This is a genomic window from Marinobacter confluentis (assembly GCF_004785685.1).
Lineage (GTDB): Bacteria > Pseudomonadota > Gammaproteobacteria > Pseudomonadales > Oleiphilaceae > Marinobacter > Marinobacter confluentis.
Genome location: NZ_SRPF01000001.1, coordinates 275,907 through 294,987 on the forward strand (window position 1 = coordinate 275,907; position 19,081 = coordinate 294,987).

21 protein-coding genes are annotated in these 19,081 nt (G+C 58.7%); 19 read left to right on the plus strand and 2 right to left on the minus strand.

The features are described from left to right. Nucleotides 1-3 precede the first annotated feature (3 nt). The 18 genes from E5Q11_RS01325 to E5Q11_RS01410 all read left to right on the plus strand — a co-directional run bounded on the left by E5Q11_RS01325 (nucleotide 4) and on the right by E5Q11_RS01410 (nucleotide 14,709). Nucleotides 4-849, plus strand: coding sequence for a flagellar assembly protein FliH (locus E5Q11_RS01325; protein ID WP_135801608.1), 846 nt, complete (start codon nucleotides 4-6; stop codon nucleotides 847-849). Next, entirely contained in the window at nucleotides 830-2,215 is a 1,386-nt protein-coding gene (gene fliI / locus E5Q11_RS01330) for a flagellar protein export ATPase FliI (protein WP_135801609.1), read from the plus strand. The genes E5Q11_RS01325 and fliI overlap by 20 nt, the downstream gene beginning before the upstream one ends. Continuing rightward, nucleotides 2,215-2,655 carry a flagellar export protein FliJ gene (gene fliJ, locus E5Q11_RS01335; RefSeq protein WP_135801610.1) on the plus strand — a complete coding sequence of 147 codons (441 nt, stop codon included), beginning with the start codon at nucleotides 2,215-2,217 and terminating at the stop codon, nucleotides 2,653-2,655. Before fliI ends, fliJ begins: the two co-directional genes overlap by 1 nt. Nucleotides 2,656-2,746: 91 nt before the next feature. Beyond that, nucleotides 2,747-3,052, plus strand: a complete 306-nt coding sequence (locus E5Q11_RS01340; RefSeq protein ID WP_135801611.1) for an STAS domain-containing protein — start codon at nucleotides 2,747-2,749, stop codon at nucleotides 3,050-3,052. Beyond that, nucleotides 3,049-4,794 (plus strand): SpoIIE family protein phosphatase, encoded by a 1,746-nt coding sequence (locus tag E5Q11_RS01345; protein WP_135801612.1) that lies wholly within the window; start codon nucleotides 3,049-3,051, stop codon nucleotides 4,792-4,794. The genes E5Q11_RS01340 and E5Q11_RS01345 overlap by 4 nt, the downstream gene beginning before the upstream one ends. Continuing rightward, the gene (locus E5Q11_RS01350) at nucleotides 4,791-5,135 is read left to right on the plus strand and encodes an Hpt domain-containing protein (RefSeq protein WP_135801613.1); all 345 of its coding nucleotides are present in this window, start codon (nucleotides 4,791-4,793) and stop codon (nucleotides 5,133-5,135) included. The genes E5Q11_RS01345 and E5Q11_RS01350 overlap by 4 nt, the downstream gene beginning before the upstream one ends. A gap of 115 nt (nucleotides 5,136-5,250) precedes the next feature. Continuing rightward, nucleotides 5,251-6,552 carry a flagellar hook-length control protein FliK gene (locus E5Q11_RS01355; RefSeq protein ID WP_135801614.1) on the plus strand — a complete coding sequence of 434 codons (1,302 nt, stop codon included), beginning with the start codon at nucleotides 5,251-5,253 and terminating at the stop codon, nucleotides 6,550-6,552. A gap of 145 nt (nucleotides 6,553-6,697) precedes the next feature. Then, on the plus strand, nucleotides 6,698-7,204 hold the full coding sequence (locus E5Q11_RS01360) for a flagellar basal body-associated FliL family protein (RefSeq protein ID WP_135801615.1): 507 nt from the start codon (nucleotides 6,698-6,700) through the stop codon (nucleotides 7,202-7,204). 101 nt (nucleotides 7,205-7,305) lie between these two features. Next, nucleotides 7,306-8,304, plus strand: coding sequence for a flagellar motor switch protein FliM (gene fliM / locus E5Q11_RS01365; RefSeq protein WP_135801616.1), 999 nt, complete (start codon nucleotides 7,306-7,308; stop codon nucleotides 8,302-8,304). After that, complete coding sequence (gene fliN, locus E5Q11_RS01370) at nucleotides 8,297-8,806, plus strand: flagellar motor switch protein FliN (RefSeq protein WP_135801617.1); 510 nt, start codon at nucleotides 8,297-8,299, stop codon at nucleotides 8,804-8,806. Before fliM ends, fliN begins: the two co-directional genes overlap by 8 nt. 1 nt (nucleotide 8,807) lies before the next feature. Continuing rightward, entirely contained in the window at nucleotides 8,808-9,227 is a 420-nt protein-coding gene (fliO, locus tag E5Q11_RS01375) for a flagellar biosynthetic protein FliO (RefSeq protein ID WP_135801618.1), read from the plus strand. 1 nt (nucleotide 9,228) lies between these two features. Continuing rightward, nucleotides 9,229-10,002: a flagellar type III secretion system pore protein FliP gene (gene fliP / locus E5Q11_RS01380; RefSeq protein WP_135801619.1), complete on the plus strand. Its 774-nt coding sequence runs from the start codon at nucleotides 9,229-9,231 to the stop codon at nucleotides 10,000-10,002. A gap of 30 nt (nucleotides 10,003-10,032) precedes the next feature. Next, complete coding sequence (gene fliQ / locus E5Q11_RS01385; protein ID WP_135801620.1) at nucleotides 10,033-10,302, plus strand: flagellar biosynthesis protein FliQ; 270 nt, start codon at nucleotides 10,033-10,035, stop codon at nucleotides 10,300-10,302. A 6-nt stretch (nucleotides 10,303-10,308) separates the two neighbouring features. Continuing rightward, nucleotides 10,309-11,091, plus strand: coding sequence for a flagellar biosynthetic protein FliR (fliR, locus tag E5Q11_RS01390; protein ID WP_135801621.1), 783 nt, complete (start codon nucleotides 10,309-10,311; stop codon nucleotides 11,089-11,091). A 189-nt stretch (nucleotides 11,092-11,280) separates the two neighbouring features. After that, nucleotides 11,281-12,417 (plus strand): flagellar biosynthesis protein FlhB, encoded by a 1,137-nt coding sequence (gene flhB, locus E5Q11_RS01395; RefSeq protein WP_135801622.1) that lies wholly within the window; start codon nucleotides 11,281-11,283, stop codon nucleotides 12,415-12,417. Next, on the plus strand, nucleotides 12,410-14,089 hold the full coding sequence (locus E5Q11_RS01400; RefSeq protein WP_168215588.1) for a YdbH domain-containing protein: 1,680 nt from the start codon (nucleotides 12,410-12,412) through the stop codon (nucleotides 14,087-14,089). Before flhB ends, E5Q11_RS01400 begins: the two co-directional genes overlap by 8 nt. A 27-nt stretch (nucleotides 14,090-14,116) precedes the next feature. Next, the gene (locus E5Q11_RS01405; RefSeq protein WP_135801624.1) at nucleotides 14,117-14,335 is read left to right on the plus strand and encodes a YnbE family lipoprotein; all 219 of its coding nucleotides are present in this window, start codon (nucleotides 14,117-14,119) and stop codon (nucleotides 14,333-14,335) included. A gap of 29 nt (nucleotides 14,336-14,364) precedes the next feature. Next, entirely contained in the window at nucleotides 14,365-14,709 is a 345-nt protein-coding gene (locus tag E5Q11_RS01410) for a YdbL family probable chaperone protein (protein WP_135801625.1), read from the plus strand. Between the two features lie 117 nt (nucleotides 14,710-14,826). Here E5Q11_RS01410 and E5Q11_RS01415 read toward each other — a convergent pair whose 3' ends face one another. Both E5Q11_RS01415 and upp read right to left on the minus strand, forming a co-directional pair. Continuing rightward, nucleotides 14,827-16,080: a uracil-xanthine permease family protein gene (locus E5Q11_RS01415; RefSeq protein WP_135801626.1), complete on the minus strand. Its 1,254-nt coding sequence runs from the start codon at nucleotides 16,078-16,080 to the stop codon at nucleotides 14,827-14,829. Between the two features lie 2 nt (nucleotides 16,081-16,082). Further along, nucleotides 16,083-16,721, minus strand: a complete 639-nt coding sequence (gene upp, locus E5Q11_RS01420; protein ID WP_135801627.1) for a uracil phosphoribosyltransferase — start codon at nucleotides 16,719-16,721, stop codon at nucleotides 16,083-16,085. 181 nt (nucleotides 16,722-16,902) lie between these two features. Here upp and flhA point away from each other — a divergent pair, with 181 nt between their 5' ends. Further along, nucleotides 16,903-19,065 (plus strand): flagellar biosynthesis protein FlhA, encoded by a 2,163-nt coding sequence (gene flhA / locus E5Q11_RS01425; RefSeq protein ID WP_135801628.1) that lies wholly within the window; start codon nucleotides 16,903-16,905, stop codon nucleotides 19,063-19,065. The last annotated feature ends 16 nt before the right edge of the window (nucleotides 19,066-19,081 follow it).

Below are 19,081 nucleotides of genomic sequence, written 5' to 3' on the forward strand. Positions count from 1 at the left end.
GTGATGAAAGACCCGCGCCGCAACCTCGACCGCATTCCAAAAGAGAATCTCACCGCCTATGAGCGCTGGGAATTGCCTCTGCTGGATGCCAAAGGCAACGAGGTTCCGCGACAAGAAGAGCGCAACGTTAAACCGCTGACCGCCGCCGACCTTGAGGACATTCGCCAGGCCGCCTACACCGACGGGCTCGAAGAGGGCCGCAAGGAAGGGTTTGAAGCCGGACACAGGGAAGGCCGTGAAGCCGGGCACAAGGAGGGCTATGCCGCCGGCGAACAGGAAGGAACGCGGACCGGCACAGACACCGCCCTGGCAGAAACCCGCAAAGACGTTGAAGCCAAGCTCGAGCGCCTGGAAGTGCTGATGGGCGAGTTACTGGTGCCGATCCAGCGCCATGAAGACGAGCTTGAAACCGCCCTGGTGAACCTCACCACGGTACTGTCCCGGGCTGTGCTCTACCGCGAACTGTCCCTGGATTCTTCCCAGATTGCCGCAGTGGTGCGAAAGGCCATGGCGTCGCTGCCGTCCACCAGCGACAACGTTCGCATTCATATCCACCCCGATGATTACCAGTTTGTGGGCGAAGTCGCCGAGCGATTTGAGGCCCGGACGTCTGTGGTTGAAGATGCCTCCGTTATGCGCGGAGGGTGCAGGCTTGAGACCCGTCACAGCCTGGTGGATTTCACCATTGAGAAACGATTCCAGAAGGCCGTACAGGACATGCTCAGCGTCGAGCTTGACAGCGACACACCGGGCGATGGCGAAGAGCTGGATGCCATCATGGACGACCTGACTGATTTCCGTCGCGACGTGCTTGGCAAGGAGGATGGGGATGACGGCAAATCTGGCTGAGCGCCTGGAAAGGCTGCAGAAAGGCCTTTCCAGTGAACCGGAGCCGGAGCTGTCTGGCCGCCTGACCCGGATGGTGGGGCTGACCCTGGAATGCGTAGGATGCCCGATGGTGGTGGGTGACCGCTGTGTGATTACCGGCCAGGGTGCCGGTACCGTCGAAGCCGAAGTGGTGGGCTTTGAAGATGAAAAAGTCTACCTGATGCCGCTGACCGCCATCGAAGGCCTGCGCCCCGGAGCCCGCGTGGTTCCCATGGCAGTTGCCAGCCGCGTTCCCGTTGGTCCTGAATTGCTGGGCCGAGTGGTCAACGGCAATGGCGAACCGCTGGACGGCAAAGGCCCCTTGCAGACCGAGAAGCGGGTGTCACTTGCCGGTGACATCATTAACCCGCTGGACCGGGCACCGGTTCGACAGTCCATGGATGTTGGTATTCGCGCCATCAACTCGCTGATGACCGTTGGGCAGGGCCAGCGCCTTGGCCTGTTTGCCGGCAGTGGTGTCGGTAAAAGCGTTCTACTGGGCATGATGACCCGTTTTACCGATGCCGACATTACCGTGGTCGGCCTGATTGGCGAGCGGGGACGGGAAGTAAAAGAATTCATTGAAGACATTCTGGGCGACGAAGGCCTGAGCCGGTCTGTGGTGGTCGCATCCCCGGCGGATGACTCACCGCTGATGCGCCTGCGGGCGGCCATGCTTACGACCCGGATCGCCGAGTATTACCGGGACCAGGGCAAGCGCGTACTACTGCTGATGGACTCGTTGACCCGTTACGCCCAGGCCCAGCGGGAGATAGCGCTGGCCGTGGGTGAGCCACCGGCCACCAAGGGCTATCCGCCCTCCGTATTTGCCAAACTGCCGCAACTTGTTGAGCGAACCGGTAACGGTCGCCCGGGTGGCGGTTCCATTACCGCCTTCTACACCGTTCTGACAGAAGGCGACGACCAGCAGGACCCCATTGCCGATGCGGCCCGAGCCATCCTTGATGGCCACATCGTGCTGTCCCGTCGCCTTGCGGAGGAAGGCCACTATCCGGCCATCGACGTGGAAGCCTCCATCAGCCGGGTGATGCCTCAGGTGACAGAGCCCGCGCATTTTGCCCGGGGGCAGCGTTTCAAGCAGGTGTATTCCCGCTATCAGCAGGCACGGGACCTGATCAGTGTCGGCGCTTACGTCAAGGGCTCTGACCCGGAAACCGATTTTGCCATTGCCCACATTGCCAATATGCGTCAGTTCCTGCAGCAGGGCCTGAATGAGCGCTCGACCCTGAAACAGAGTGTCGACGAGCTGATGGCCGTGGTGCCGGAGCGGCGTTCGCCGGACCGGGCCAAATCGCCGCCGCAGAGCGGCCCGGCTGAGGCAGGCTGATGCTGCGCTCGCAACGGCTGCTAGTGGTGCTCAGGCTGGAGGAGCAAAAAGAGCAACGGGCCCTCGAGAAAATGGCAGAGGCGCAAAAAGCCCATGAGGCCCAGCGCCAGCAGATTGCCAACCTGGAAGGCTACCAGCAGGAATACCGGAATCAGATCCGCGCCAACCAGCAGGGCGTGGTGCCGGTCTCCCGCCTACAGGCTTGGCAGGCGTTTATCGCCCAGCTCGATCAAGTGATTGTGCAGCAGCGCACGGTGCTTGAGCAGGCACAGGCGAAGCTGGATGCCCGCCGCGAAGACTGGCAGAAGGCCTGGGAGCGTCGACGGGGTATGGAAAAATACATCGAAACCTGTCGCCGCCAGGAACAGCAGGAGCTGGACGCCCGGGAGCAGAAGCTGGCCGACGAGGCAGCAAGCCGGGCCTACCAACGCCGCCGCTAGGTCCATTTCAGCGACAGATGCAAATTCAAACCATTCGACTATCCTTAGGGCGCGGTAACGATCTTTTCCAGCACCTTACGGAGACTCCTGAATGCCGATCAACACACATCGCAGCGACGATGGTCACACCCTGACCATACGGATTGAAGGGCGATTTGATTTCAGCACTCATCAGGCCTTCCGCAATGCTTACGAGCAGGACAATCAGGAGGTCAAGGAGTTCGTGGTGGATCTTTCCCAAACCACCTACCTCGACAGTTCGGCTCTCGGCATGCTGCTGTTGCTGCGCGACTATGCCGGTGGCGACGGCGCCAGAATCGAGCTCAAAAACTGCAATAACGATGTTCGCCGGATTCTGACGATCTCCAATTTCGAGCAGCTTTTTTCCATTAAATGACGGACAGCAAGCCCCTGCGAATCCTGATCGCCGATGACAGCGACAGCGACCGTCTGATCCTGAAAACCCTGATGAAGCGCCTGGGCCACCAGGTCCGGGCGACGGCCAACGGCAGCGAAGCCGTAGCCATTTTTCCGGAATACCTGCCCGACGTTGTTCTACTGGACGTGATGATGCCGGTGATGGACGGCATCACCGCAGCCCGGGAAATCAAGGCCATGGCCGGGGAGGAGCTGGTCCCGGTTATCTTCCTGACCTCCCTGACTGACGCCGGCGCTCTGGCCCGCTGCCTGGATGCCGGTGGCGACGATTTTCTGACCAAGCCCTACAACAAAATCATCATCCAGGCCAAGCTGGGCGCGTTCAACCGGATGCGTCAGATGCACAAAACCCTGAGCCAGCAGCGGGATCTGATACGGGAGCGCAACCGCCAGCTGCTTGAGGAACAGCAACTGGCCAAGCGGGTGTTCGATAACATTGCCCACACCGGCTGCCTGAATGCCGATAATATCCGGCATCATGTATCGCCCATGTCCATTTTCAACGGCGATATCCTGTTTGCCTGCCCGCGACCTGCGGGCGGAATGCATATCCTGATTGGCGATTTCACCGGCCACGGCCTGCCGGCCGCCATTGGGGCGTTGCCCATCGCTGAGATTTTCTATGGTATGACCAGCATGGGGTTCAGCGGTAACGACGTGTTGCGGGAGGTGAACGACAAGCTCGGGCGAATTCTTCCCACCGGCATGTTCTGTTGTGCGGCAATGATCCAGGCAGATTTCCATCTCAATCAGCTGCGGATATGGAACGGAGGCCTGCCGGACGTCGTGTTATTAAGAAAGGGTGGCCCGCGCGAGCTGGTTCCGTCGCGTCATCTTCCCCTTGGGGTGCTCGATTCAGCCAGGTTTGATGCCACCATGGAACTGTTCCATACCAGCGCCGGCGACACCTTGCTGATGATGACTGACGGCGTGCTGGAAGCCGAAAACGAGCAGGCTGAGCGATATGGGGAAGGGCGCCTGAAGCAGGCACTGGACACAGCACCCGCCGGCGAGCCACCCATTGACACGGTGCTGGGTGCAATCCGGTCATTTACCGGCGAACAGTCGGGCCATGATGACCTGACACTGGTGTCGCTGGACATGGTGGTGGCGTCAGATTTCCATGAGTCGGCTGAGCGCCTGCCCCAGTCTGCCCTGAAAGGCCCGGCCCAGTGGCATTGCGTTTACGAGGTGAGGGATGACACCCTGGCCCAGTTCAGTCCCTTGCCGCTGCTGCTGCACATCTGCATGGAAGTGCCGGGCCTGCGGCGCAAAAGTGCCGACATTTATACCCTGTTATCAGAGCTGTACACCAATGCACTGGAACACGGGGTACTCGGTCTGTCATCGGATCTTAAAACCTCGCCGGACGGGTTCAGCTATTATTATTCGGAACGCGAGCGGCGGCTGGAGCAGGTTTCCGGGCATTATATAAGGTTTACCCTGACGCACTCGATGACCAGAAAAGGCGGCAAGCTGATCATTACCTGCGAGGACAGCGGCCAGGGGTTCGATCACAGCAGCCAGATCACCACCGGGGCAGCGGACGAATCTGGCAATGCGAACATCAAATATAGCGGCCGAGGATTGTTACTTATGCAGAAGCTGGGGCATTCCCTGCGCTATTCGGAGTATGGCAGCCGGGCTGAAATTGTTTATGATTGGGAGTTAGCCATCAAACAACCAGGGGGTTGGTCATGAACGACAAACCGCACCTTGATGAAGAAGCACTGACAGAACTTCAGGACGTTATGGAAGACGAGTTCGATGTTCTGATTGAAACCTACCTGAAAGACTCTTCTGACCGGATAAGCCACCTTCGCAGTGCGATTGGAAGTGCGGATCCCGACGCGTTTGCCAGAACCGCGCACAGCTTTAAAGGCAGTTCTATCAATATTGGTGCGCCGATGCTCGGAGAACTCTGCCTGAGGGCTGAGGAAGCCGGCAAGGATAACCGCCTTGACGAGGCATCAGACGTTGTCGATGCCATTGAAGTGGAATTCCAGCGCATCGAACAGACCCTCAAGCGTTTTCTGGCCTGAATCGCCGCCGGTCTCTTGCCCCATGCGTAATGGCATTGCTTTTGCTGTGATACTGGAAAGCTGATTTATTTCTGAAAATCAGCGCTTTTTCCCAGTAAAGCGGCAAGAGGTTGCCATGTCACAAATGGTTCTCCCACAAAATCTTTCCCGGAGCCCGTCGCCGGAGGCTGGTAGAGCGCCAGCGTCATCCGGGCCAGGCAATGAAAAATCCGGCGATAGCGCATTTGATACGGTGTCCCGGTCAGAGCAGCAGCGCATTCAGGCGAAAGAGGCAAAGGAAGCGAGGGAAGCCCGCCAGGCTGAACGCGCTGACGATAGCCGGAAGGCCGAAAAGTCTCAGGCTGCGGATGATAAAGCGGTCAGGTCAGACGCCGAAGCGGACGCCCCCGAAAAGACCGATGATACCCAAAGCGCTGACGCCAGTTCCCCCCAAAGCGATTCTGCTGGCGATGACCAGGGGCAGAAGCTTGCCGCTGATAATGCCGGCGAACCCGTATCCGGGACAAACCCCTTGCCACAGCAGGCGTCCGCCAGTTCCGTAGCTGCCGCAGCGTTGGACCTGAAAGCCGCGGAAACGTCAATCAATGCTGAGGTTGACAGCATCCCCGTGACCTTCGCCGGGTTACAGACCTTGGCGGCGTCAGCGCAGACTCAGGGAGCCGGTGCTGCAACCGGCGCTCAGTCCAATGGCCAGGCCTTGCCATTCCTCCAGGGGGCAATGATGACCGTAGCCGGCCTGAATGGTGCTGGCAGGCCGGGAACCATGGCGCTCCAGACCTCTGGCCAGAATGGACCGGTATCCGGTATTGCGCTGTCCGAATCACTGCTGGCCGGGGTCACAGCGGATGGCGGCAAAGCCGCAGACAGCCCGATGCTGCAGAATGCGATCCGGTTCCAGGGCGCCCTGGAATCCGCCGGCGCCCAGGCTAATGCCGTGAATACCCCAAAAATGGCACCGGATGCGCCGATACTGCGCGGCTACACGACTTCCATTGATGTGCCGGTCAGCCACGCTGAGTGGGGTGACAAAATGGCAGGAAAACTGACCTGGCTAACCGCGAGAAATATGTCCGTCGCCGAGATTCACCTGACACCACCGGATATGGGCCCCATGGAGGTCCGCGTTCAGGTGCAGCAGGACCAGGCCAATATTTCCGTCCACTCTGCCAACCCGGTAGTGCGCGAGCAGCTGGAACTTCACAGCCACCGGTTGAGGGATATGCTCAACGAGCAGGGGTTTTCACTCGAGCAGTTTGATGTGTCGGATTCCGGCCGTGACCAGACCGGAGACGGCGAGACCGGCGGCGAACAGACCCAGGGCCAGGGCGTGATTGCCGACTCTGAACTGGACGACTCCGGCGCTGAACTACAGTCCCTTGATCTGACCTGGAGAGGCGAGGTCGACATCTTCGCCTGATCACCTTCCTGCAACAGTCTTTGCCGATCCCCCTTACCAGCGCTAAACTGCTGTTCTGATAAGGGGGATTTGTCATTCTGGCCCGCCCTTTGCTTCACATCTCTTAAACCTGACCGTTACGACGGAATTCTGGCAGACGAAATCTATGGCTGAAGATAACGCACCGGCACCGGCGCCGAAGAAAAAAGGCAAGCTGAAGCTGATTCTGATCCTGACACTGCTGGTGGTGCTGGCAATCGGGCTGTCAGTGGTCGGTACACTCTGGTTCATGGGTGCGGACATTCCCGGACTCAGTGGCGGTGATACGCCAACCGAGGAAGTGGAAGAAGCCTTTGTGCCCAGTGGTTACACGGTTCTGGAAAAAGCACTGGTGACAACCGTGCAGGCCGAAGGGCGGCAGCGTTATGCTCAGGTCTACCTGGCACTGGAAGCGAAAGACCAGGCTGCACTGGATGCTGCGAAGCTGCACATGCCGTTGCTGCGCAGCCAGTTGATCGGTGTGTTGGCGGGCAGCGATTTCATGGCACTGCAGACGCCAGACGGGCGCAAGGCACTGGCAGATCAGATGCTGGTCGCCGCCAACGGCGTGCTGGAGCAGGAAGGCGAACCGCCGCTGTCGCGGGTGTTGTTCAGGAATTTCGTAGTTCAATAGAGAATTCAGTAGAGAGTTCAGTAGCGGGTCCAGTAAAGACGGACCGATCTTAAACAGAGCGCAAGACAGGCCAGGGGCCTGGCTCAGAGGCTGAGAAACCTATGCAGGATTTACTGTCACAGGACGAAATTGATGCGCTGCTCCACGGTGTGGACGATGGCGACATTGATACTTATGACGAATCTGACGGGGAGGGCGTCAAGAATTACGACCTCGCCAGTCAGGACCGGATCGTCCGTGGCCGGATGCCCACTCTGGAAATGATCAACGAGCGCTTTGCCCGCTACACCCGTATCAGCCTCTTCAACCTTCTGCGCCGTAACGCCGACGTATCAACCGGTGGCGTCCAGATCATGAAATTCGGCGAATACATCCATACGCTCTATGTTCCCACCAGCCTGAACCTGACCAAGGTTCGCCCGCTGCGTGGCACTTCCCTGTTCGTGCTGGATGCCAAGCTGGTGTTCAAGCTGGTCGATAACTTTTTCGGAGGCGAGGGACGTCACGCCAAGATTGAAGGCCGCGAATTCACGCCCACGGAAACCCGCATCGTGCAGATGGTGCTCAACCAGGTTTTCCACGACATGAAAGAAGCCTGGCACGCCGTTCTGAAAGTAGATTTCGAGTACCTGAGTTCCGAAGTAAACCCGGCCATGGCGAACATTGTCAGCCCCAGCGAAGTGGTGGTGGTCAGTACGTTCCATATCGAACTGGACGGTGGTGGCGGCGAGCTTCATATGGCACTGCCTTATTCAATGATTGAGCCGGTCCGGGATGTGCTGGATGCGGGCGTGCAGAGCGATATAGATGACGTGGATGAGCGTTGGGTCAGCGCACTGCAGGAAGACATCAAAGACGTTCATGTTCCCATCAACGCGACGGTTTGCCGCCGGCGAATTTCACTGAGGGATGTTGCCCGGTTCAAGGAAGGCGACATCATTCCGGTGGAAATACCGGACACACTGACGCTCACTGCCAATGGTATTCCGGTTTACCACGCAACCATGGGAACCCGTGACGGCAAGCTGGCACTCAAGATCAAGGGTCGGGCAACGCTGCCCAAAGTAAAAAAACAACTGAAGGTGGGACGCAATGGCTGACGACGACAAGAAAGACGAGCAGGAGCTCAGTGAAGACGAGAAGCTCGCCGCCGAGTGGGAATCTGCCATGGAAGAATCGGGCGATTCAGACGGCGAAGATCGGGATGATGAATGGGCAGCCGCCATGGCAGAAGCTGGCGAAACCGGCGAGGACGAAAAGCCCAGGAAGGACAACGTACGCGCAGCGCCCATGGAAGAATTCCCGGAAGGTTCCAGAATTTCCCAGGGCGACGGCCCGGCGCCGGACCTGGACGTTATCCTTGATATCCCGGTGACCATTTCCATGGAAGTGGGCAACACCCAGATTCCCATTCGCAACCTGCTGCAGTTGAACCAGGGCTCGGTGATCGAACTGGACCGGCTGGCGGGCGAACCGCTGGACGTGCTGGTCAATGGCACCCTGATTGCCCACGGTGAAGTGGTTATGGTGAACGAGAAGTTCGGCATACGCCTGACCGACGTGATCAGCCCGGGCGAGCGTATCAAACGGCTGCAGAAATAATATGGACGGCGACGAACAGGCTGCAGCAGCGGCGGCGGCAGAGACCGCAACAACGGGGTCAGCCCCGGACACACTAATGACCATGCTGAGCCTTGGTCTTGGCCTGCTGGCGGTGATCGCCGTTATCTTTGGCTGCGCCTGGCTTGTTCGCCGGATGAGCGGCATGACCGGCGGCAATACCCGCGCCATGAAAGTGGTGTCGGTGATGCCCATGGGCACCCGCGAACGGATTGCCCTGATCGACGTTGGCGGCAAACAGATCCTGATTGGCGTAACGCCCCAGGCCATTCGCACCCTCCACGTGTTTGACGAGCCGGTGGTTGCCCCCGGCGAGCCTGTGTCCGGCGATTTCGCCCGTAAACTCCAGGGCATGATCGGCAAATCCTGGGGATCCGGTTCCGCTAACAGGGACGGTTCCTGACATGATCTTTCGGCTTTCCGGGCGGAGCGTCGCTCTGGTTTCGTTGATTCCGCTTCTTTTCTGGCTGCCGTCTGCGATGGCTCAGGATGCCGGTATTCCAGGCATCCCTGCATTCACGGTAACGCCCGGCGAAGGCCAGGGCACCGAGGAATACTCGGTATCGCTGCAGATTCTGGCGTTCATGACGGCGCTGACCTTCCTGCCGGCGATGCTGATGATGATGACCTCGTTCACCCGCATCATCGTGGTGTTTGCCATTCTGCGGCAGGCCCTGGGCCTTCAGTCGACGCCTTCAAACCAGGTGCTGCTAGGGCTGACGCTGTTTCTCACCATTTTCATCATGAAACCGGTGTTCGAAGAGGTGAACACCCTGGCACTGCAGCCCTATATGCAGGAAGAAATTACCTCAATGGAAGCGGTAGAGCAGGCCAGCCTGCCGTTCCGCGAGTTCATGATGGCCCAGACCCGCGAAAGCGATCTGGCGCTGTTCATGCGGATTTCGGATGAACAGGCCGCAACCCCTGAGGACGTATCATTCTGGGTGTTGATGCCTGCATTCGTGACCAGCGAACTGAAAACCGCGTTCCAGATCGGCTTTATCCTGTTTATCCCGTTCCTGATCATCGACATGGTCGTAGCCAGCGTTCTGATGGCCATGGGTATGATGATGCTGTCGCCGATCATTATTTCCCTACCGTTCAAGATCATGCTGTTTGTGCTTGTGGACGGCTGGGCCCTGATCATGGGCACCCTGGCGGCCAGTTATGGGATATAGATCCGCTATGACACCGGAAGGAGCACGCTCATGACACCCGAGACCGTCATCGATATCCTCCGTGAGGCGCTCTGGATGATTGTGCTGCTGGCCAGCCTTATCATCGGGCCGGGCCTGGTGATTGGTCTGGTGGTGAGCACGTTTCAGGCGGCCACCCAGATCAACGAACAGACCCTGAGCTTTCTGCCGCGTCTGCTGATCACCCTGATCACCATCATCGTCGCCGGGCCCTGGATGCTGACCCAGTTGATGGACCACGCCGAACGCCTGATTTCCAGCGTTCCCTATCTGATCGGCTGACCGGGAATGCCCACCGAAATTACCGTCGACCTGATCAGCCAGTGGATCGGCCAGCATTTCTGGCCCCTGTTCCGGCTGGCCAGTTTCATGATGGTGATTCCGTTCATTGGAACCCAGCTGGTCCCCGCCCGGGTTCGCCTGGGCCTGGCGCTACTGATCACCGTGCTGATTGTTCCCATGATTCCCCCGGTGCCCACCGTTGACCCTTTCAGCGCCAACGCAGTGATCATTACCCTGCAACAGATACTGATCGGCGTCGGCATGGGCTTCGCCCTGACGGCACTGTTCCAGCTTTTTGTGGTGGCGGGCCAGATGATCGCCATGCAGATGGGGCTTGGCTTTGCGTCCATGGTGGACCCGGCCAACGGCGTAAACGTACCGGTGCTGTCTCAGATCTACAGCATCACCATCACTCTGCTGTACCTCGCGATGAACGGCCACCTGGTGGCGTTCGATGTGTTTATTGAAAGCTTCTACACCCTGCCCATCGGCCTTGAAGGGTTGGGGCAGGCCGGTGTTTGGTCCCTGGCCCACAGAATCAGCTGGATGTTCGCCGCCGCCATGCTGCTGGCGCTGCCGGCTGTAACTGCCGTGTTTATCGTCAACATCTCCTTCGGCGTGATGACCCGCGCCGCGCCCCAGATGAACATTTTCGCCCTGGGCTTCCCGATTGGCCTGATTTTTGGATTGTTTGCCATATGGGTACTGCACGCCAATTTTCTGCCACATTTCGAGCAGTATTCCCGAGAGACTTTCGAATTCATGCGCCAACTGCAGGGCCAGCCTTAGCCAGCAATGAACAGATGAAATGTTTTTGTTTAAGGCGCGCTTAGACGTTGGCAAAGGTTGGTGGGGATGGTTATCCAAAACTGTGCGGAGCCATGGATGGCGGAGCCCAAGCGTCACATGGATGTGCCGTAAGGAGCGTGTTTTGGATAACCATCCCCACCAACCGACACCCCCAGAGTAGAAAGTAAAATGGCTGAAGAGAACGATAACAGTCAGGAGAAAACCGAAGAGGCCACCCCCCGAAGGCTAGAAAAAGCCAGGGAGGATGGCCAGACTGCCCGTTCCAAAGAGCTGGCCACCATGGCCGTGCTGCTCGCCGGTGCCGGCGGGCTGCTGGTGTTCGGCGCCGCTATGGGCACGTCCATGGTCGACATCATGCGCGACAACTTCATTCTGGAACGGTCCGCCATATTCGACACACGGGAAATGAGCAACCAGCTGCTGGCTGCCGCAAAAGATGCCACCTGGGCCACAGCGCCCCTGTTGATACTGATGCTGGTAGCCGCCATTGCCGGTTCCATCGGCATCGGCGGCCTGCTGGTCAGTGGCAAAGCGATAGCGCCCAAGCTGAACCGGATGGACCCGATCAAAGGGCTGGGCCGAATGTTTTCAATGCGCTCGCTGATTGAGCTGGTTAAAGCCCTGCTCAAAGTGGGCCTGGTGCTCGTGGTGGCAATTCTCATCCTCAACGTGCGCACCGACGACCTTCTGAGTATCTCCGAGGAACCTGTCAATTCAGCGGTGGAGCATGTGCTCTGGACCCTGGGCTGGAGCTTTGTGATTCTGGCCTGTGCCACCATTATTATCGCGGCCATCGACGTGCCTTTCCAGATCTACGATCACCAGAAAAAGCTGCGGATGACCAAGCAGGAAGTGAAGGACGAGTTTAAGGACACCGAGGGCAAGCCGGAGGTCAAAGGCCGCATTCGCCAGTTGCAGCGCGAGATGGCCCAGCGCCGGATGATGCAGGAAGTGCCGGGGGCCGACGTGGTGATTACCAACCCGACCCATTATGCGGTAGCGTTGAAGTACGATCAGAAAAAGATGGCGGCGCCGGTTGTGGTCGCCAAAGGATCGGATGAAACGGCTTTCAAGATCATGGAGATCGCCCGTGAGCACAAAGTGGAAATCATGCGAACGCCGCCGTTGACCCGGGCGGTTTACCACAACACCGAGCTGGGTGATGAGATTCCGGATGGCTTGTATATGGCCATTGCCCAGGTTCTGGCCTACGTGTTCCAGCTAAGGCAGTTCCGCAAGGGGCGCGGTGACAAACCTCATGTGCCGGACTTCCCGATTCCTTCAGATCTGCGGCGGGATGTTTAAGCGAATACTGGTTCTGTTGGTTATTCTGGCGCTCTCCGGGGCCCTGTATGCGCGCCATGAGTGGCAGCAATGGCGCGCGGCCAACCATATTCAGGACCTTGAATGGCAGGGTATGGGCGTTTCCTGGAATGGTGTCAGCTTCGATAGCCTTTCAGTGACTCAACTGCGTGACGGGCAACCCTGGCATGCCCGGGGCGACCTGAAGGTCTCAGGGCTTCTCACGCCCGGTGAACGGGAGTTTACGACCGGCTCCATGACCGTCACAGCGCCTCTCCCCAATAGGGCGCTGGCCGGCTGGCAGCCCCGTGAAGGCCAGGTCAACCTGGTCATTGCCGGAACCGCAAGCGAGCAATCCGCAACCCTGACCCTGATGGCTGGCAGCCGCCTCGAGCTTGCCGAATTGACCGCACCCGAGGGTGCCGCGAGTTTCGACAGACTGACCCTGGATCTGGCCGGTCTGGAAGTGAACGGCGAATACACCCTGGCCCCCATATCACTGGAAAGCCTTGTGTTCAGCGGTCCGATTGTGGCCGCGGCGCAGGCCATCCATCAGCCGCAGTTGTTGCCTCAGCCATGGCGCCTGAAAGGACATCTGAACGGAAATCTGGAATCGGTCGCACTGGATGGCAGGCTGTCTTCGGATGCCGGCGCCGATACTGATATCAGCCTGCAGTTGCCGTTTAACGGGGTTCCGGAGCTTGACGTTGAGTTGGTCTCCACCGGCGCCTTGGGCGGTCGGGCTCTGGCAGCCACGTTTACCGCCTGGCCTGAAGCGCTGGAAATTACGGAAGGCACTGCAAAGGCGGTTCTTGGCGTGAAACTCCTGCCCGAGGGCACCAGTTTGAACGGAGACTTTGAGTTTGAAACGGTGAGCGGATTGTTCGACCGAACCGCCTGGACCGGACTCAATGGCTCTGTCGCCCTGAACATATCCGGGGAACAACTTGATGTGAGCACATCGGATCTGTCTCTGGATACGGTGAACCCGGGTATTGCACTGAGCAACATCCGTTTTACCGGCCGCTATGGTTCGGCACTGGAAAAGCCGTTAGAAGGCGAACTCTCAGTGAATCGCGCAAGCGCCGGGTTGCTGGGTGGTCTGGTTCAGGTTGAACCGGGCCAATGGCAGCTGTCGGATCTGTCGTCCCGGAGACCCCTGCGGGTGCCTGTTGATCTCTCGGGTATCAAGCTGTCAGAACTGATGCAGGTATACCCCGCCGAAGGGCTGGCGGGCAGTGGGGTGATCCATGGTCGAATTCCGGTTCTGGTGGGGCCCGATGGAGTTACTGTCGAAGCCGGGCGGGTGGCGGCAATGGCCCCGGGGGGAACACTGAAGCTGCCCGCCGACCGGCTCAGGGGCCTGGCTCAGGGCAACGAGGCAATGGCGCTGGTGGTTCAGGCCATGGAAAACTTTAACTATGACGTGCTGAGCAGCACCATAGACTATGATCAGGATGGTAGGCTGATGCTGGGACTAAGGCTTGAGGGCAACAGCCCTGAGGTGCGCGACGGCCACCCGATTGTGCTCAACATCAATCTGGAAGAGGACATCCCCGCGCTACTGACCAGCCTTCAGCTCAGCGGCCGAGTCAATGAGGCGGTGACAGAAAAGGTGCGCGACCTGATCCAGAAGCGGAATGCGAAGCCCCAGTCAGACGGGTCGGGGAAATAATCGGGTAACTAATCGGGAGCAAGGCAGATGGACGGATACAGACCGGGCAACTCACCCGGAAAGAGTCGGAAAGTACTGGTGATTCTGGCGTTTGTTCTGGGGGCGGCAGCCTGCACACCCACCGTTCGGATGGAGGCACCCAAAGAGCCCATCACTGTGAATCTTAACGTCAAGATTGAGCACGAAATCTACGTGAAGGTGGATGAAGATGTGGATGAACTCTTCGGTGAAAAGGGCTTGTTCTGATGGTTAACTCTGAATCCAGGGAGTCACTCATGAAACGGTTTGTACAGATCGGTGCTTTCGTCCTTGCGCTCTGCCTGGCCCTGCCAGCATTCGCAATGGAGCTGAACGACGCTAAAAAACAGCTGGATACGGCCAAACAACAGGGCCTGGTGGGTGAAACCCCGACCGGTTATCTGGACGTGGTCAGATCCGAGGGCAATGCCAGCAGCATTGTGGAGGCCATTAATCAGGCCCGGCGGGACGAATACGCCCGCATCGCAGAGAAGCACAACATCCCTGTCACTCAGGTGGAAACGGTTGCCGGCCAGAAAGCCCTGGAGAAAACACCGGCGGGGCAGTACATCCTGGTAAACGGGCAGTGGAAGAAAAAATAGACGTGTGCTGCTGATTCGCCTCAACCGGCCTGGTCAGGCACCTCCGACCGGTGCCAGACGGCACCGGTGTAGAGGGCGTTAAACCTGATTCCGCTGCTGCCGCTGGCTGAGCGGTCCTTAGTGGTCCGGCGTTTCATCGATATTCCCCCAGGCCTCGCCTTTACCGGGCAACACCAGGTTCAGGACGATGGCGGCGACGGCGCATAGGGCGATGCCTTCCATCTGGCCCAGCGCCATACCGCCGATGCCGAACACGAGGGTAATGGCCACAATCACCAGGTTCCGCGCCTGGGACAGGTCTACCTGATGACGGATCAGGGTGTTCAGGCCTACGACCGCGATAGAGCCAAACAGCAGGCATAGAATGCCGCCCATGACCGGAACCGGGATGGTCTGCAGGGCCGCGCCAAACTTGCCGACAAAGGCCAGCACAATGGCAATGGCTGCGGCCCAGATCATCACTTTCGGGTTGAAGTTGCGGGTCAGCACGACAGCGCCGGTAACTTCCGAGTAAGTGGTGTTGGGTGGCCCACCAAATGCCGCCGCTGCGCTGGTTGCCAGGCCGTCGCCCAGCAGGGTGCGGTGCAGGCCGGGTTTCTTCAGGTAGTCCTTGTGGGTGACGTTGCCAATGGCCAGTATGTCGCCGATGTGTTCTATCGCCGGGGCAATGGCTACCGGAATCATGAACAGAATGGCGCCGGTGCTGAACGCCGGGGCGACGAAATTGGGAATGGCCAGCCAGGGTGCGTCGGTAATCGGTGAGAAATCAACAATGCCGGTAAAATAGGAAATCACGTAACCGACAATGATGCCAAACATGATCGGAATCAGTCGCAGGAAGCCGCTGGTCCAGACCGACATGACCACGGTGACCAGCAGTGAAATCATCGCTATCCAGATGGCAGTGTCGTAGGGGATCAGCTGATTCGCGCCATCACCGGTGCGGCCAGAGGCCATATGAACCGCAACCGGCGCCAGGCTGAGGCCGATCACCATGATCACCGGGCCGATGACCACCGGGGGCAGCAGTCGAGTGATGAAGCCGGTGCCCCGGGCTTTGACCAGTCCGCTCAGAACGATGTAGAGAATACCCGCGGCCATCAGGCCACCCAGGGTTTCTTCCATGCCAAAGCGGCCCTTGGCAGCGATGATGGGGGCAATAAAAGCGAATGACGATGCCAGAAAGATGGGAATCTGTCCGCCAGTCACGATGTGGAAGATCAGGGTGCCAATGCCGGCGGTGAACAGCGCTACGTTGGGGTCCAGCCCGGTGATCAGGGGCATCAGCACCAGTGCGCCGAAGGCAACCAGCAGCATTTGCGAGCCGGCAATGACCTGTTTCCAGACCGGGTCGTTGGTGTGGTCCTGCATGATCAGACGTCCTTTTGTTTAGTACCGAAGATTTTGTCGCCGGCGTCGCCGAGGCCGGGAAGGATATAGCCTTTTTCGTTGAGACCGTCGTCAATTGACGCGGTGTAGATTGAAACATCCGGATGCTTATCAAGCACTTTTTTGATGCCTTCGGGCGCTGCCACCAGTACCAGCGCGCGTATTTCATTGCTGCCGGCTTTCTTCAGGAGGTCAATGGTGGAAATCATTGAGCCACCGGTGGCCAGCATAGGATCAACGATCATCGCCATGCGTTGATCCAGTTCGCCCACCAGTTTTTCGAAATAAGTGCTCGCTTCCAGGGTTTCTTCGTTCCGCACCTGACCAACCACGCTGACCCGCGCACCCGGTATCAGGTTCAGCACGCCATCCAGCATGCCGAGGCCCGCGCGCAGTATCGGCACGATGGTGATTTTCTTGCCCTGGATCTGTTCGATGGTGACCGGCCCAGCCCAGCCTTCAATGGTTTTTGGCTGAAGCGAGAAGTCCTTGGTGGCTTCATAGGTAAGCAGGGCGCCGACTTCCTGGGCCAGTTCCCGGAAGTTCTTGGTGCTGATTTCAGCGCGGCGCATCAGGCCGAGTTTGTGACGAATGAGCGGGTGTTTGACCTCGTGAACGGGCATGGCGCTACCTTTTTTGCAAAAGCGCAAGGATACCGCATCTGGAAACAAGCGTCAGGCCGGGTGTGAATAAAATAATGCAGTACTGGTACGGATATTGCGATGACTCCCTGAAACCGGCCCTGGCGTCAAAAAAACCACTGGCCCCGCCGGCCACAGAGCGATAATCAGAGAGTTTTCCGGCATGGACCGAGCGTTAATCGTCAATAATGTCAAATCCCTGACGCGGGGCAATATCGGCATCCCGGTGATGCTGATGGGGCTTCTGGGCATGATGATTCTGCCCATGCCAACGTTTTTGCTGGACGTGTTTTTCACTTTCAACATCACCCTGTCCATTGTCATTCTGCTGGTGTGTGTCTATGCACTACGGCCGGTGGAGTTTGCGGCTTTTCCCACGGTTCTGCTAGTTGCCACTCTGTTCCGTCTGGCGTTGAACGTGGCGTCTACCCGGGTTGTTCTGTTGAACGGCCAGGAGGGTGGTGACGCTGCCGGTAAGGTCATCGAGGCGTTCGGCGCCGTCCTGATCGGCGGTAACTACGCGGTCGGCCTGATCGTGTTTGCCATTCTGATGATCATCAACTTCCTGGTGGTGACCAAAGGTGCCGGCCGGGTATCGGAAGTCAGCGCCCGTTTCACCCTGGACGCCATGCCGGGCAAGCAGATGGCGATCGATGCCGACCTGAACGCCGGGCTGATTAATCAGGAGGAGGCCAAGTTCCGGCGCGCCGAAATCGCCCAGGAAGCGGACTTTTACGGCTCGATGGACGGTGCCAGTAAATTCGTCAAGGGCGATGCCATTGCCGGTCTGCTGATTCTGGCGATCAACATTATCGGCGGTGTGGCCATCGGTATGATCCAGCACGGGCTGGAATTTGGCACTGCCATGCAGAACTACGCGCTGTTGACCATCGGTGACGGACTGGCGGCGCAGATTCCTTCGCTGCTGCTGGCTACGTCCGCGGCTATTATGGTGACCCGGGTTACCTCCAGTCAGGACATGGGCGGCCAGATCCTGCAGCAGATGTTCAATGCCCCCAAGGCCATCGGCATTGCTGCCTTTATTCTGATTATCCTCGGTCTTATTCCCGGCATGCCTCATCTGGCGTTTCTGGGCCTGGGCGCCATTGCCGCCGCCATTGCCTGGTATATCTGGCAGAAAGACCGCCAGACGGTAGAAGAAGAAACCGTGGTGCCAGCCCGCGGCGGCGCAAGGCCGGCGGGCCGTGATATTCAGGCTGGCGATACCAGCGACCAGGGCCGTCAGCTTCCCGCGCCGGGCGAGACCCGGGAGCTGGGCTGGGATGATGTGGCCACCGTTGACATTGTCGGCCTGGAAGTGGGCTATCGCCTGATTCCCATGGTGGACAAGTCCCAGGGCGGGCAGTTGCTCAGCCGTATCAAGGGCGTGCGCAAGAAACTGTCCCAGGACCTGGGTTTCCTGATGCCGTCGGTGCACATCCGCGACAACCTGGATCTGATGCCCAACGTTTATCGCATCACCCTGATGGGCGTGACCATTGCCGAAGCGGAGATCCATCCGGACCGGGAACTGGCCATTGATCCCGGCCAGGTGTTCGGCAAGATCGAGGGTATTGAGGGCAAAGACCCTGCGTTTGGCCTGGACGCCAGCTGGATTGAAACCGACCGGAAAGATCAGGCCCAGACCCTGGGCTACACCGTGGTGGATGCCAGCACCGTGGTGGCCACCCACCTGAACCAGATTCTTCAGAAGCACGCCCACGAATTGCTCGGCCACGAGGAAGTGCAGAAGTGGCTGGACCAGCTTGAAAAACTGTCACCGAAGCTGGCGGAAGAACTGGTGCCAACCACGGTATCCATCAGCCTGCTTTTGAAGGTGCTTCAGAACCTGTTGAAAGAAGAAGTGCCGATTCGCGATATGCGCTCTATCGCCGAGGCCATTGTCAACGTTCATCCCAAGAGCCAGGACCCGAAAGTTCTCACCACCATGGCCCGGCAGGCCCTGCGCCGGATGATCATCCAGAGCATCTGCGGCAATGAAAGCGAAATCCCGGTGATTACCCTGGACCCCGATCTGGAACAGTTATTGCTGAAGTCGGTTCAACAGAGTCAACAATCTGGCGGCCAGGACGACATTGGTCTGGTGCTTGAGCCCAACATGGTTGAGAAGTTGCAGCGGTCCCTGCGGGACAGTGTCCAGCGCCAGGAAATGCTGGGTAAGCCCGCCATTCTGCTGGTTTCCGGGCCGCTGAGGCCGGTGCTGGCGCGCTTTGCCAGTTACGGGGTCGAACGCCTGCACGTGCTGTCTTATCAGGAAGTGCCGGATAACAAACAGATAACGATTGTGGCCTCCGTTGGCCAGTAAGCGCAGCGGTTCACAG

Coding starts and splice junctions, on each gene's coding strand:
- fliI (WP_135801609.1), top strand. CDS start 830: ATGACGGCAAATCTGGCTGAGCGCCTGGAAAGGCTGCAGAAAGGCCTT.
- E5Q11_RS01410 (WP_135801625.1), top strand. CDS start 14,365: ATGAAACGGTTTGTACAGATCGGTGCTTTCGTCCTTGCGCTCTGCCTG.
- flhA (WP_135801628.1), top strand. CDS start 16,903: ATGGACCGAGCGTTAATCGTCAATAATGTCAAATCCCTGACGCGGGGC.
- flhB (WP_135801622.1), top strand. CDS start 11,281: ATGGCTGAAGAGAACGATAACAGTCAGGAGAAAACCGAAGAGGCCACC.
- E5Q11_RS01355 (WP_135801614.1), top strand. CDS start 5,251: ATGTCACAAATGGTTCTCCCACAAAATCTTTCCCGGAGCCCGTCGCCG.
- E5Q11_RS01340 (WP_135801611.1), top strand. CDS start 2,747: ATGCCGATCAACACACATCGCAGCGACGATGGTCACACCCTGACCATA.
- upp (WP_135801627.1), bottom strand. CDS start 16,721: ATGCCCGTTCACGAGGTCAAACACCCGCTCATTCGTCACAAACTCGGC.
- fliJ (WP_135801610.1), top strand. CDS start 2,215: ATGCTGCGCTCGCAACGGCTGCTAGTGGTGCTCAGGCTGGAGGAGCAA.
- fliQ (WP_135801620.1), top strand. CDS start 10,033: ATGACACCCGAGACCGTCATCGATATCCTCCGTGAGGCGCTCTGGATG.
- fliO (WP_135801618.1), top strand. CDS start 8,808: ATGGACGGCGACGAACAGGCTGCAGCAGCGGCGGCGGCAGAGACCGCA.
- E5Q11_RS01345 (WP_135801612.1), top strand. CDS start 3,049: ATGACGGACAGCAAGCCCCTGCGAATCCTGATCGCCGATGACAGCGAC.
- fliP (WP_135801619.1), top strand. CDS start 9,229: ATGATCTTTCGGCTTTCCGGGCGGAGCGTCGCTCTGGTTTCGTTGATT.
- fliR (WP_135801621.1), top strand. CDS start 10,309: ATGCCCACCGAAATTACCGTCGACCTGATCAGCCAGTGGATCGGCCAG.
- E5Q11_RS01405 (WP_135801624.1), top strand. CDS start 14,117: ATGGACGGATACAGACCGGGCAACTCACCCGGAAAGAGTCGGAAAGTA.
- E5Q11_RS01415 (WP_135801626.1), bottom strand. CDS start 16,080: ATGCAGGACCACACCAACGACCCGGTCTGGAAACAGGTCATTGCCGGC.
- fliN (WP_135801617.1), top strand. CDS start 8,297: ATGGCTGACGACGACAAGAAAGACGAGCAGGAGCTCAGTGAAGACGAG.
- E5Q11_RS01325 (WP_135801608.1), top strand. CDS start 4: ATGAAAGACCCGCGCCGCAACCTCGACCGCATTCCAAAAGAGAATCTC.
- fliM (WP_135801616.1), top strand. CDS start 7,306: ATGCAGGATTTACTGTCACAGGACGAAATTGATGCGCTGCTCCACGGT.
- E5Q11_RS01350 (WP_135801613.1), top strand. CDS start 4,791: ATGAACGACAAACCGCACCTTGATGAAGAAGCACTGACAGAACTTCAG.
- E5Q11_RS01360 (WP_135801615.1), top strand. CDS start 6,698: ATGGCTGAAGATAACGCACCGGCACCGGCGCCGAAGAAAAAAGGCAAG.
- E5Q11_RS01400 (WP_168215588.1), top strand. CDS start 12,410: ATGTTTAAGCGAATACTGGTTCTGTTGGTTATTCTGGCGCTCTCCGGG.